Annotated in this window: 11 protein-coding genes and 8 tRNA genes; all 19 read left to right on the top strand. The window is 34.6% G+C overall.

The window, feature by feature from the left end; all coding sequences use genetic code 11:
• Positions 1 to 8: 8 nt before the first annotated feature.
• A tRNA-Thr gene (locus tag NG806_RS12995) sits at positions 9 to 82 on the top strand.
• Between the two features lie 16 nt (positions 83 to 98).
• Positions 99 to 179, top strand: a tRNA-Tyr gene (locus NG806_RS12990).
• Between the two features lie 87 nt (positions 180 to 266).
• Positions 267 to 339 (top strand) — tRNA-Gly (locus NG806_RS12985).
• Positions 340 to 427: 88 nt separating this feature from the next.
• A tRNA-Thr gene (locus NG806_RS12980) sits at positions 428 to 501 on the top strand.
• A 20-nt stretch (positions 502 to 521) separates the two neighbouring features.
• Positions 522 to 602 (top strand) — tRNA-Tyr (locus NG806_RS12975).
• A gap of 87 nt (positions 603 to 689) precedes the next feature.
• Positions 690 to 762 (top strand) — tRNA-Gly (locus tag NG806_RS12970).
• Positions 763 to 802: 40 nt separating this feature from the next.
• Positions 803 to 874 (top strand) — tRNA-Thr (locus NG806_RS12965).
• A gap of 135 nt (positions 875 to 1,009) precedes the next feature.
• On the top strand, positions 1,010 to 1,690 hold the full coding sequence (locus NG806_RS12960; RefSeq protein ID WP_214827740.1) for a response regulator transcription factor: 681 nt from the start codon (positions 1,010 to 1,012) through the stop codon (positions 1,688 to 1,690).
• A complete protein-coding gene (locus NG806_RS12955) occupies positions 1,691 to 3,055 on the top strand; it encodes an ATP-binding protein (RefSeq protein ID WP_214827742.1) in 1,365 nt (454 codons plus the stop codon).
• Positions 3,056 to 3,132: 77 nt separating this feature from the next.
• Entirely contained in the window at positions 3,133 to 4,374 is a 1,242-nt protein-coding gene (locus NG806_RS12950) for a TolC family protein (RefSeq protein ID WP_214827745.1), read from the top strand.
• Between the two features lie 4 nt (positions 4,375 to 4,378).
• Positions 4,379 to 5,461 (top strand): efflux RND transporter periplasmic adaptor subunit, encoded by a 1,083-nt coding sequence (locus NG806_RS12945; RefSeq protein WP_214827747.1) that lies wholly within the window; start codon positions 4,379 to 4,381, stop codon positions 5,459 to 5,461.
• A 50-nt stretch (positions 5,462 to 5,511) separates the two neighbouring features.
• Positions 5,512 to 8,610: an efflux RND transporter permease subunit gene (locus NG806_RS12940; RefSeq protein WP_214827749.1), complete on the top strand. Its 3,099-nt coding sequence runs from the start codon at positions 5,512 to 5,514 to the stop codon at positions 8,608 to 8,610.
• Between the two features lie 194 nt (positions 8,611 to 8,804).
• Positions 8,805 to 9,365, top strand: coding sequence for a hypothetical protein (locus NG806_RS12935; protein ID WP_214827751.1), 561 nt, complete (start codon positions 8,805 to 8,807; stop codon positions 9,363 to 9,365).
• Positions 9,365 to 10,459, top strand: a complete 1,095-nt coding sequence (locus tag NG806_RS12930) for a hypothetical protein (protein ID WP_261509947.1) — start codon at positions 9,365 to 9,367, stop codon at positions 10,457 to 10,459. The genes NG806_RS12935 and NG806_RS12930 overlap by 1 nt, the downstream gene beginning before the upstream one ends.
• 498 nt (positions 10,460 to 10,957) lie before the next feature.
• Positions 10,958 to 12,169, top strand: coding sequence for an elongation factor Tu (gene tuf / locus NG806_RS12925; RefSeq protein WP_214827758.1), 1,212 nt, complete (start codon positions 10,958 to 10,960; stop codon positions 12,167 to 12,169).
• Positions 12,170 to 12,223: 54 nt separating this feature from the next.
• Positions 12,224 to 12,294: transfer RNA gene (locus NG806_RS12920), tRNA-Trp, on the top strand.
• Between the two features lie 12 nt (positions 12,295 to 12,306).
• Entirely contained in the window at positions 12,307 to 12,513 is a 207-nt protein-coding gene (gene secE / locus NG806_RS12915) for a preprotein translocase subunit SecE (RefSeq protein ID WP_172280674.1), read from the top strand.
• Positions 12,514 to 12,530: 17 nt separating this feature from the next.
• Entirely contained in the window at positions 12,531 to 13,073 is a 543-nt protein-coding gene (gene nusG / locus NG806_RS12910; protein WP_214827761.1) for a transcription termination/antitermination protein NusG, read from the top strand.
• A 334-nt stretch (positions 13,074 to 13,407) separates the two neighbouring features.
• Complete coding sequence (locus tag NG806_RS12905; RefSeq protein WP_214827771.1) at positions 13,408 to 14,040, top strand: hypothetical protein; 633 nt, start codon at positions 13,408 to 13,410, stop codon at positions 14,038 to 14,040.
• Positions 14,041 to 14,046 lie beyond the last annotated feature (6 nt).

The raw sequence follows: 14,046 nt of genomic DNA, 5'->3' as shown, positions 1-14,046 counted from the left end.
TAAAATATGCCTCCATAGCTCAGCTGGCCAGAGCACGTGATTTGTAATCTCGGGGTCGTGGGTTCGAATCCCTCTGGAGGCTCATTTAATATAAACTAGGGAAGATTCCAGAGTGGCTAAATGGGACTGACTGTAACTCAGTTGCTTCGGCTTCGCAGGTTCGAATCCTGCTCTTCCCACTGTTTATATTGAAAATAAAACTTGCAAGTTTAAAAGCTTTTTTATAGATTTGCACAGCGTTTACCAATAGTTTTGGAAACAAAATTGCGGAAGTAGCTCAGTTGGTAGAGCGTCAGCCTTCCAAGCTGAATGTCGCGGGTTCGACCCCCGTCTTCCGCTCAGTAAAATCACACCATAAGGCGTGATTTTTTTTAAACCTGATACAGCTTAAGATAGAGTCTTCGAAAAGCTTCAGAAAGTTTAAATTGCCTCCATAGCTCAGTTGGCCAGAGCACGTGATTTGTAATCTCGGGGTCGTGGGTTCGAATCCCTCTGGAGGCTCAATTTAATATAAAACATGAGGGAAGATTCCAGAGTGGCTAAATGGGACTGACTGTAACTCAGTTGCTTCGGCTTCGCAGGTTCGAATCCTGCTCTTCCCACATTTTATATTAGAAAAAAGACTTGCAAATTTAAAAGCTTTTTTATAGATTTGCACAGCGTTTACCAATAGTTTTGGAAACAAAATTGCGGAAGTAGCTCAGTTGGTAGAGCGTCAGCCTTCCAAGCTGAATGTCGCGGGTTCGACCCCCGTCTTCCGCTCAAAGAAAATCACGCTTTTAGTGTGATTTTTTTGCTTAATGCCGACTTAGCTCAGCGGTAGAGTGCTTCCTTGGTAAGGAAGAGGTCACGGGTTCAAGTCCCGTAGTTGGCTCTCGTAATAATCCCGGATTCTTTCGGGATTTTTTTTTGGAAATAAATTAAATTCAAAGAAACATATAAATCATCTGTTGATGATTTTAATCAACAATCATAAAAATTTTCGTTAAATTCGTATAAATATTTTTTGATGAATATACTTTTATTAGAAGACGATCTTATTCTCTCAGCTGAACTTTGTAAATTTTTGGAATCAAATCATTTTACCTGTGATAAAATTTATGACGGTGAAACTTTCCTTCGCCAGATAAAAAACAATTCTTACGATTTATATCTTCTTGATATTAATGTTCCCAAGATAAACGGGTTGGATGTCTGCCAGACGATTCGTTCTTTTGATAAAAATACACCCATTATCATTATTTCGGCGTACGGAGATCTTTCTGATAAAAAAGATGCCTTCACAAGACTTGCGGATGATTATCTTGTAAAGCCTTTTCAGTTTGAAGAATTGCTTTTACGTGTAAATTCTCTGTTGAGAAGAAAAATGCCTGTAGATACTTCAGATCAGGAAATTGTACGGATTGATGATCTTATCATTAATAAAACAGAGCAAAAAGTTTTCAGAGCCGGAAATGAAATTACCCTTACTTTGAAAGAATTTCAATTATTGGCCTATCTGGCCGAAGCGCAGGGAAGGACGGTTTCCAAGCAACAGATCACAGAACATGTTTGGGAGCATAATTTTAATACCAATACGAATACCGTAGAGGTATACATCAATTTTTTAAGAAAGAAAATAGATAAAGACTTTAAAGTTAAACTTATTCATACCCGATCGGGATTTGGATATTACTTAAGCCCACTATAAATGTCGTTAAAAAGGAAGATCGCTTTAAATTTAAGTATTGCCTTCTCATTACTTTTCGGTATTGTGATGGTTATAATATACATGTCTTTTAATGATTTTAGAAGAGATGAATTTAAAGAGAGATTCAGACAGAGGTTAGAATTTACATCTCATTTTATCTCAGAATCTAAAGATTTTGAAAGGGAAGCACCCATTTTTTTTAATGAAAATTCGGATAATATCCTTCTTAATGAAAAGATCCTGATCTTTAATGCGGAAAAGGAGTTGATCTACAGTACCATAAAAGATCGGAATGTCACCTGGGACGCCGCTTTATTAAAGGAGCTGGATCAGAAAAAAATGATCTATACAGAAAAGACAGTTCCTGAAATATATGCAGCATTAAAAAACATCCGTGGAGAAAATTACTATATTCTCACCAGCGCTTTTGACAGCAATGGGAAATCAAAGTTGAACTATTTAAAATATCTACTTATCACTGCCTATGTGATGAGTACACTTTTGATTGGTCTTTTCAGTTACTATTTTATGGGACAGTTTCTTCGTCCATTAGAAGAATTGAATCAAGAAATATCCGAAGTTACAGCCCACAAACTGACTACACAAATTCCCGTACAAGAATCTCAAGACGAGATTAGCATTCTGGCACAGTCATTCAATACGATGATTGTAAGGCTAAATGACGTATTTCAATCTCAAAAAGATTTCACAGCGAGCGCTTCGCACGAAATAAGAACCCCCATCACAAGGATGGCATTCCAGTTGGAGAATCTGATTAAATTTGAAAAACATTCTCCTGAGACACTATCTTCATTAAAACAGATTCAGAAAGATGTATATCAGTTGTCTGATCTGACCAATTCCTTGCTGCTTCTTACCAAATTTGACAAAGAGAATATTCAGAGTTTGTATGAGGAAGTACGAATTGATGAAGTTATATTCAGTTCCTTTGAAACCGTAGAAAAAAGTTATCCGGATCTGAAAATGGATTTTTTAATTTCTGAAGAAACTTCAGAACAAGCACTATTAACCATTAAAGGAATACAATCATTGCTAGATATCGTGTTTATCAACCTGTTCAAAAATGCAGCGGTATATTCAGATAATACTGAAGTGGATGTTCTTATTACAGAAACTACTTCAAAACTGATTGTGGATGTTATTTCTCATGGAAATACTATTTCAGAGGATGAGCAGTCAAAACTATTTGAGGCATTTATGCGGGGACACAATTCCCAGCATATTTCCGGCTCCGGATTAGGACTTCGTATTGTAAAAAGAATTTTAGAATACCACGGAGCTGATATCATTTATTCTTCACCATTAGAAAACGTAAACAAGTTTAGTGTTACCTTCAAAAACTAAAATTTAATTTTTTTTTAAGCCTCATTTAAGTTCGTTTTAATCGTGTCTTAGCACTTTTGTATCATAAAATTGAAAGAATGAACAAAATTGCAGGACTGTTTGTTGTCATTTCCTCATTCATGACAGCACAACAGAAAATGTCACTCCTGGATTGTGAAAATGCTTTCCAGACGAATAATCTTCAACTTCTCGCCCAACAGTATAATATCAATATGGCGGATGCTGATATTTTACAGGCCAAGATCTGGGAACTGCCGCAACTAAGTGGACAAATCAATGCTTATAATCCTGAAAAGAAAAAAGTATTTGATGTTGGAAACGCTAAAGGGGCACAGGTAACTCAGCTGATCTACATGGGTGGAAAGAAAAAGAATGAGATTGCTTTTGCGAAATCGAATAAGGAACTGGCACAATTTCAATTTTCTCAACTTTTAGTTGATCTTAAAACACAATTACACACCACTTACTACAATCTTTACTTTGAAAAATTAAAACTGGAAAACACCAACAAGCAGTTGGGATACATGAAAGAGCTTCTGAGTGCTTACAAAGTACAGTCTGCAAAAGGAAATGTATCACTTAAAGACGAGGTAAGATTACAAAGTATCGTTATTCAGCTGAACAATGATAAGGTAGAGATCAATAAAAATATTCTCACAGTAGAGCAAAATCTAAAAGTCCTAACAGGAATTACAGAAGATATAGAACCGCAGCTGTCGGATTCTGAGGCTAAGGAAATTCTTGCCACACAGCCTTTTGGTGATGAGGAGGAATTAAAGAAAAAGGCATTGGAAAATAATGCAGACTATCAATACAACATAAAATTGATTGATAATAGTAAATTATTTGCCCAATGGCAGAAGTCTTTAAATGTTCCCGACCTTAATGTAGGAGCAGGCTGGGATCAGAATGGAGGGACTTTCAAAAATGAAATTAATTTGATGGTAGGTATTCCATTGCCTTTATGGAAAAGTAATCAGGGAAATGTTGAAAAAGCAAATTATGCTATTCAGCAGAATCAGAAAAATGCTGATTACCAAAAACTGGATCTTGAAACAAAAGTACAGGCTTCATACAGAACCTGGAAAAGCCAATATGATCAGTTAGCCGAAATAAAAGCGACAGATCTTAATAATCTTGATCTTGTATATAATGGGATGCTTAAAAATTTCAGAAGCGGAAATGTAAGTCTTATTGAATTTACTGACTTTATGGAAAGCTACAGACAAACGGCTCTTCAGATATATGACATGAAAAATGATATCATCCAATCGGCTGAACAGCTTAATCAATTAGTACAAACTAAAATCTTCTATTAAAAAAATGAAAAAATATATAATTGCTTTATTTGTGGCCATTGCATCATTATCTTGCTCTAAGAAGGAAGAAACGAAAGTTGTAGAACCAAAAGGATTTGAACTAAGCAATACAATGCTTAAATCCATCGCTTTAGCAAAAGTTGAAAAAAAATATATCGCAGACAATTATAATTTTTACGGAAAAATATCTGCAGATCAAAACAGCTATATAGATGTTTATCCTTTAGTAGGAGGAAATGTTTTGAGTGTAAATGTTGAACTTGGAGACCATGTAACAAAAGGTCAGGTTCTGGCAACCATCAGAAGTACGGAGCTTGCTGAAGTACAAAAGGATGTAAGCGATGCTAAAACAGATTTGGTAGTTGCTCAAAATAATGTTCGTGTTGCCAAAGAAATGTATGAAGGCAAACTAAATACAGAAAGAGATGTCCTTGAAGCTAAAAGTCAATTGCAAAAAGCACAGGACCAAATGCAGAGAGCAAGTGCAATAAGCACGGTTTATAATGTAAAGAGAGGAAATATTTATAGTGTCTTAGCTCCCATCAGTGGATTTATTGTTCAGAAGAATATCAATAAGGATATGCAGTTGAGAACAGATAGAAGTGACAATATTTTTGATGTTGCCAATACCACTAATGTTTGGGCTATTATGAACGTTAATGAATCTGACATTGATAAAATTAGTCTTGGAATGAAAGCTGAGGTTTCTACACTTTCTTATCCTGATAAAATATTCTACGGAAAGATTGATAAGATATTCAAAATTATTGATCCTCAAACCAATGCGATGCAAGCCAGAGTTGTTTTAGATAATGCAAACGGATTGCTGATCCCAGATAGTAAGGCTACCATAAAAGTTTCTACTTCAGAAAATAATATGGCATTAACTGTCCCTTCCAAAGCGGTAATTTTCGATGATAACAGAAGCTTTGTTGTTGTTTTTAAATCCAGAACTAATTTAAAAGTTAAAGAAGTCAAGGTTTTAAAACAGGTGGGAGATACCACTTATATATCTGATGGGTTAGTGGATGGAGAACAAGTCATTACTGAAAATCAATTGTTGATTTATCGTTCTCTTAACAACTAAATCAAAGTCTTTTTTTAAACGACTTTTCTAGGTCATCAATTTAAAATACTATGAATAAATTCATTAAAAATATAATTTCTTTTTCACTTAAAAATAAAGCATTTACCTTTATTTGGGTAGCAATATTGGCTGTTGCTGGGTTTATAAGTTTCAAAAATATGCCTATTGAAGCTTTTCCTGATGTTACCAATACCCAGATTGTAATTATTACCCAGTGGAACGGACGAAGCGCAGAAGAAGTAGAACGCTTTGTTACCACACCAATAGAATTAGCAATGAGTCCGGTTCAGAAAAAAACAAGTGTAAGAAGTACCACTATGTTTGGTCTTTCTATTGTTAAAATTCTGTTCGATGATGGGGTGGACGATACTTTTGCCAGAAATCAGGTGAATAACCAACTAAGAACTATAAGCCTTCCTGATGAGGTAGATCCCGAAGTACAACCACCCTACGGACCAACAGGTGAAATTTTCAGATATACTTTAGAGAGTAAAACGAAAGATTCACGGGAATTATTAACACTACAAAACTGGGTAGTAGACAGAGCATTGAGAGGAGTGCCGGGTGTAGCAGATATCAATGTCTTCGGAGGCCAGGATAAAGTTTTCGAACTGAGCATTGATCCGAGAGCTTTGGATAAATATAATCTGACACCACTTCAGGTGTATGATGCTGTTACAAAAAGTAATCTGAATGTAGGTGGAGATGTGATAGAGAAGAACGGTCAGGCTTATGTGGTAAGAGGTATTGGCTTGGTAAAATCTATCGGAGATATTGGAAATATTACCATTGAGAATGAAAGTGGAAATCCTGTATTGGTAAAAAATGTTGCCAATGTTCACGAGAGCTCTATGCCAAGAGTAGGGCAGGCGGGGCTAAACAACCATGAAGATACGGTGGAAGGGATTGTGGTAATGAGGAAAGGAGAGAATCCCCGCGAGGTATTGGTAGGTGTTAAGGCCAAGATCAAGGAGCTGAATGAAAAAATCCTTCCAAAGGATGTGAAAATGGTTACTTTTTATGATCGTGATAACCTGATGGATTTTACGACAGAAACCGTAATGCATAATTTACTTGAAGGCATTGTACTGGTAACTGTCATGGTTTTAATATTCATGGCAGACTGGAGAACGACATTAATAGTTTCTATTATTATTCCTTTATCCTTATTGTTTGCATTCCTATGTCTGAAGCTGGCGGGTATGAGTGCTAATTTGCTTTCATTGGGAGCTGTCGATTTCGGAATTATTATCGATGGAGCCGTCGTCATGGTGGAAGGTATCTTTGTTATGCTTGACCATAAAGCCAAAAAATATGGAATGGAAAAATTCAATAAGCTTGCAAAAGGTGGGTGGATAAAACAAACCGGAACAGGTTTAGGAAAAGCAATATTCTTTTCTAAATTAATTATCATTACTTCTTTAATCCCAATTTTCTCATTCCAGAAAGTTGAAGGTAAAATGTTTTCACCTTTGGCTTTTACGCTAGGATTTGCTTTGATGGGGGCATTAATATTTACTTTGACATTAGTACCCGTTCTTTCTCATATTCTATTAAATAAAAATGTAAGAGAAAAGAATAATCCATTTGTAAATTTCTGGGATAGGATTGTTGAAAAAGGATTCAGCTATACTTTTAAAAATAAAAAATTAAGTTTAATTGTTTCTATTTCTTTCTTAGTCGCTACATTATTTTCGGGAAAATTCTTAGGAACTGAATTTTTACCCCAGCTTAATGAAGGGTCATTATGGATCACTGCAGAAATGCCGATGAGTTCTTCACTGAAAGAATCTTTAAAAACTGCAGATCTCCTAAAAAAAGACATTATGAGCTTTTCTGAAGTTACCGACGTATTGGCACAGACAGGACGTAGTAATGATGGAACAGATCCTAATGGATTTGGATTTGTACAGTTTGCCGTCAATCTGAAACCACGGGAAGATTGGAAGCGAAAGATTTCTTATGATGAACTGATCCAAGAGATCGATGGAAAGCTAAGAAATTATCAAGGAATTACTTTTAATTATTCGCAGCCAATTTCTGATAATGTTGCGGAAGCGGTAGCCGGATTTAAGGCTGAAAACGGAATCAAAATTTATGGGGATAACCTGCAGACTTTAGATCGTTTAGCAGCGGAGGTCTTAAAAGAAATAAAAAATGTGGATGGGGTTAAAGATCCCGGAATCATTAAAAATATTGGTCAGCCAGAGGTTAGTGTGGTGCTTGATAGAGATAAAATGGCAGCCTATGGAGTAATGCCGGCTGATGCACAGGCGGTTCTGGAAATGGCTTTTGGTGGTAAAACTGCCTCAGAAATGTTTGATGGTGAACGGAAATTTCCAATAAGACTTCGTTATTCTCAGGAATATAGAAAAGACGAAAATGATATTGCGGCATTGATGGTTCCCACTCAGGATGGGGCGAAAATACCTTTAAAAGAAATAAGCAATATTGTAAAAGATAATGGTGCCGCCTTTATTTATAGGGATGATATTAAACGTTACATCGGTGTGAAATTTTCAATACGTGATCGTGACCTGGGGGGCACAATTGCTGATGCTCAGAAAAAAGTTTCCAAGATTGAACTTCCCGATGGCTATTCAATTGGATGGACCGGTCAGTTTGAAAATCAACAAAGAGCATCACATCGATTGGCACAGGTGGTCCCGGTAAGTATTCTGATGATCTTCTTTTTATTGTTTATACTATTTGGAAATATAAAAGATTCTCTATTAGTTTTAGCGAACGTTCCATTCGCACTGATTGGAGGTATAATTGCTCTTCATGTTACGAGAATGAATTTTGGGATATCAGCAGGAGTAGGAATGATCGCACTTTTAGGAATCTGTATCCAAAATGGGGTAATTCTAATTACAGAGTTTCATCAGAATATTAAAAATGGATTAAACCTGGATGAGGCAATATTTACTGGGGTGAAATCCAGAACCAGACCGGTAATTATGACTGCCTTAATGGCCTCCATTGGTCTTTTGCCTGCTGCACTTTCTACAGGTATAGGTTCCGAATCTCAAAAGCCATTGGCAATTGTTATTATTGGGGGACTCATAACTGCGACAGTACTTACATTGCTTATTTTCCCAATTATTTTCTGGATTTTTAACAGAACGAAAAAATCGGAACATATATAGTTGATCGATTTTTAAAATAAAAAGATAAGTTGGGGATAGGTTTATTCCGAACTTATCTTTTTATTTTATTTATTATAGGTAGAACTTTAATTCTTTTATCGGAATCATTTATTTCATGATAATGAGTTTAAAAAATAAAGTATATTTGCGCACAAGTAAACCGTTTCCCACTAAAAACACAAGAAATCCCTCACATGAAACGTTATAAGAATACCGTATTATTCGTATTTGTAGGCTTTTGTATACTATTACCCCTGCAATTGTTTTTTAAAATAAGTTTAGAAGAAACCTATCCCTCATTTAATTTTCCTGGATTTGCTTCGTTACCTATTAAAGAAGAAAAATATATTGTATTTACTAAAACGACTACCAAAGTTTATTTTAAAGACAAAACTGATACAATTGTAGCGCAAAACGATTATTTAGGAAATAAAATCCCGCGAACGATACAAATTACGCTCATTAAAAATCTTCTTTTTCCCACAGAATATCCCATACTTGATGCAAGGGTCAATTCCTTACCGCCCTACAAAAAAAGATTGTATATACTAAAAAAGTCTATTCTCAATAGAAATATTAAGAAAATCAATTTAGAGGAAAGCAAAGCTTTTGTTGTAAAAAAGCTTAGAGAAAACTTCCCAAACAAAGAGGTAGCTCAGATATTAGTCACTAATGAGAATAAAGATTTTGATATAACGACTAAACAATTAACGAATAGGGTAACCAGGGACACACTGATTAATTTCAAGTTTTAATGAGCACAATGATTGAAAAAATAAAAAAACTGCCGTTCACAAGCTACAATCCGAGTGATGAGTTTTTGGCTTTCTATAGGATATTTTTTTCTTTATATTTATTATGGATGGGAATATCAAACGATAGCTGGGTATATAGTATTCCCAATAGTGCAATGCATCCACCAATAAGTATTTTATCATTTACAGATAATGTACCTCCGGAATGGTTTTTTATTGGATGCTATTACAGTATGTATTTATGTCTTTTATTGATTTTAATAGGGTTGAAGCCCAGGATATTTGCAATACTATATATGGTGGTCTATATTGTGAGCAGTAATTATGCCTTTTCTTTTGGAAAAATAAATCACACTTTTGTTTATGCTCTCCCTATAATAATTATGGCTTTTTCGCCCTGGAATACGACCTATAGTTTTTTTCCGGAGCCCAAAAGAGAAACTGATATACTTTCTAAATCATGGCCTATGTTTTTATTAAGTATGCTTCTTGGATTTGGAATTTTTACAGCAGGTCTTGCAAAAATTTTAGGAGGTTGGCTTAATACTGATATACAAAGTACTCAGGTGTTTTTTTATCAATACAGATATGGTATTGGATGGGATGATCTTATGTCAGATACCTATGATAAAATCAACTCTCAATTTTTTTGGGAATTTTTAGACTATTGTACCGTGTTTTTTGAAACTATTTTTCTGGTGGCATTTTTGAAACCTAAATTCTTTAGGTTGATGATATTGGTTACATTGTTTTTTCATTTAAATGTGCTGCTGATGTTTAATATATCATTTACCTATTCAATAGGTTTTTATGCACTTTTTATTCCCTCACAATTGGTGCCATTAAATTTTAAAGCAAAATTAAAAAGGCTGTTGAAAACAGTATTTCAACCTAGATATAAACTTTGGGGTATTGCTTTTGTTGCTTTATATCTGCTACTTATTGTAGTTTTTGATTTTAATGGTGTAAGTTATATCCTGAATAAATTCTTTGAATTGTTTGATTCTATTTATGCTTCATCCTTAATTATATTAGGGGGAGCTTTCCTGTTTGGAATTTACCTTCTTATCAGATCATTTAGAAAATATGCTTGATAGCTTGACATAAACCAGCGATTCAATGTGATGAAATAATTCTTATCTAAAATTTTAATAGGAATTTACCTTTATCTTAAGTTAAATATATTAATTAAAGCCTATCAATAATTGTTGACAGGCTTTTGTTTTATTAAAAGAAATAAGTTGCAAATTATCTAAAGAGGAAATAAAGCTATTTTGTTGATTTTCTACTTGGTATATGTCAAAATTAATGTCGTTTTTTCTAGTACTTTTTTATATGAATGAACAATTTTCAATTCTCTATAATATTCAGAATTAATCAGATAGTTTAGATTTTAATGAAAAGATTTCCAATGATTTTTTCTATCGAGAAATTTGTGTAAATTTGCACTTCAATACATCGAAGTATATAAGGTTTGTAATTCTTTGGATTTGAATATTAAAATTTTTTAGGAAAAAAGATTTTAGTATTTAAAAATTCATTATATTTGCACACCGAAAATTTGAATAAACAATAAATAAATAATTTAAATCATGGCAAAGGAAACGTTTAATCGTAACAAACCACACTTGAACATTGGTACTATTGGTCACGTTGACCATGGTAAAACTACTCTTACAGCTGCTATTTCTGCTGTATTAGCTAGCAAGGGTCTTGCTGAGAAAAAAGACTTCTCTGCGATTGACTCTGCTCCAGAAGAAAAAGAAAGAGGGATCACTATCAATACTGCTCACATTGAGTACGAAACTGAAAATAGACACTATGCTCACGTTGACTGTCCAGGTCACGCCGACTATGTTAAAAACATGGTAACTGGTGCTGCTCAGATGGATGGAGCAATCGTAGTATGTGCTGCAACAGATGGACCAATGCCTCAGACAAGAGAACATATCTTACTTTGTCGTCAGGTAAACGTACCTAGAATTGTTGTTTTCATGAACAAAGTTGACATGGTAGACGATGCTGAGTTATTAGAGCTTGTTGAAATGGAGCTTAGAGACTTATTATCTACTTATGATTTTGACGGAGATAACTCTCCTGTAATTCAAGGTTCTGCACTAGGTGCACTTACTGCAGCTACTGCAACTCCTGTTAACACAGAAGATAAGTGGTTCAAAAGCGTAGAAGAATTAATGGATGCTGTTGATACTTGGATCGAGCAACCAACAAGAGATATGGATAAGCCATTCTTGATGCCTATTGAAGATGTATTCTCTATTACAGGTAGAGGTACTGTAGCAACTGGTAGAATAGAGGCAGGTGTTATTAATACTGGAGATCCAGTTGATATCGTAGGTATGGGTGATGAAAAATTAACTTCTACAATTACAGGAGTTGAGATGTTCAGAAAAATCCTAGACAGAGGTGAAGCTGGTGACAACGTAGGTCTATTGTTGAGAGGTATTGAAAAAACTGACATCAAGAGAGGTATGGTTATCGCTAAGAAAGATTCTGTGAAGCCACACAAAAAATTCAAAGCATCTGTTTATATCCTTTCTAAAGAAGAAGGTGGACGTCACACTCCATTCCACAACAAATACCGTCCTCAGTTCTATGTAAGAACTACTGACGTTACAGGTGAGATCTTCTTACCACAAGGTGTAGAAATGGTAATGCCTGGTGATAACTTAGAGATCACTGTAGAATTACTTCAACCAATCGCTCTTAACGTAGGTCTTAGATTTGCGATCAGAGAAGGAGGTAGAACAGTAGGTTCTGGTCAGGTTACTGAAATCTTAGATTAATATCTTAAAATAAATAAAGCTTCCGTAAGGAATTTCTTTACGGAAGCTTTTTCTACGGGCATCGTCCAATGGTAGGATACCGGTCTCCAAAACCGTTGATCAGGGTTCGAATCCTTGTGCCCGTGCAAATAATAATTATGAGTTCATTTATCGATTTTTTAAAAGGTTCTTATAACGAATTCAGACATAAAGTTGAATGGCCAAAATGGGCTGATCTGCAATCATCTACAATTGTAGTAACTATTGCAACAGTTATTCTGGCGTTATTTACCTTTGGAGTTGACGAATTGTTTTCAAAAGCAATTAGCAACATAATAGGAATGCTAATTAATGTGTTCAACTAAAAAAGTATTTTCCCATAATGAGCGAATTGAAATGGTATGTGCTGAAAGCAATCAGCGGACAGGAAAATAAAGTGAAAAACTATATTGAGACAGAAATCAAACGTTTAGGGTTTGAGCAGTACGTTACTCAGGTGGTTATTCCTATGGAAAAAGTTATTCAATTAAGGAATGGTAAAAAAGTTCCTAAAGAAAGACCTTACTATCCTGGTTACTTAATGGTTGAAGCAGATTTAATGGGAGAGATTCCTCACGTTATTAAGAATATTCCAGGAGTTATATCTTTCTTAAGCTTAACCAAAGGAGGTGATCCGGTTCCAATGAGAAAATCTGAGGTTAACAGAATGCTTGGAAGAATGGATGAGTTATCAGAATTTGCTACTGATCTTGAAATTCCATATGTAGTAGGAGAGAATGTTAAAGTGATCGATGGTCCATTTAACGGATTCAATGGAACAATTGAAAAAATTCTTGAAGATAAAAAGAAAATTGAAGTTTCTGTTTTAATCTTCGGTAGAAAGACTCCAATGGAGTTAAGCTATATGCAAGTAGAAAAAGTATAAAAATACTCTCAATAATATAAAACCACTCATCTGAGTGGTTTTTTTATTTTAAGTCAGATTCATCATAGTATTTTAATGCTAAGATGTTTTTATTTTAAAACTTTTTATTTATTTTATACGCTTTAATAGTAATGTCTTATTAGTAATTTAATTAAAACTAAATATTTAGATAAAAAATATTTTTTATCTATGGCACACTTCTTGTAAACTATACTTTCGAAAAACACAAATGAGTTCTATTATTCTGATTTTTAAACTTATACACTGGTTTAATTAACTGTTTCTTTAGAATTCTTTGTCAGGAATTTAAACACAAACATAAACACATACTTCAATGACAAAAATTATTTCGATAGTACTTTGTACAAGTACTATTGCACTGATGAATGCTCAGGTTACTGGTAAAGTAGGGATCAATACAAAAACGCCTGAAAAAGAATTATCTGTAAACGGGACAATGAAAACTTCTGGAATGGTTTTTAAAGATCCAATCGAAAAATTGGGTTCTAATGAAAATTATACCTTTATCATTAAGTCTCCCGCACCGGAAAACAAAATTACAGCGTATAATGACACCTTTGTACCCAATTCTCCTGCACCTATTAATATTATCCAATATAAGATCACCTGTGACCCGACAGATAAAGATTGGGTTAATCAGTATGACACAAAAATTAACTCGGATAAATTTCTTGTTGTCATTTCTTCTTTCGGATTTACTCAGCCAATAAGAACGAATAGTCCAGATTGGATTACACCAGTACCTCAAATATATGCTTATTATAATGCAGGCACCTGGAAGGTGAAGGCTGACTACCAGGGTTTCGCTCCAGCAGCAAATTTACCAGCTGGGGTATGGACACTTAACTTACTAGTTTTTGATAGGGCCTATGCAAAAGAAATCAATAAAACACAAGCGATGGCCACTTCCACTACTGGTGTAGCTGCATCTCCTTTAATTCAATAAAAAACA

The organism is Chryseobacterium paludis, assembly GCF_025403485.1.
Classification (GTDB): domain Bacteria; phylum Bacteroidota; class Bacteroidia; order Flavobacteriales; family Weeksellaceae; genus Chryseobacterium; species Chryseobacterium paludis.
This window is presented reverse-complemented; position numbering and strand designations above follow the sequence as displayed.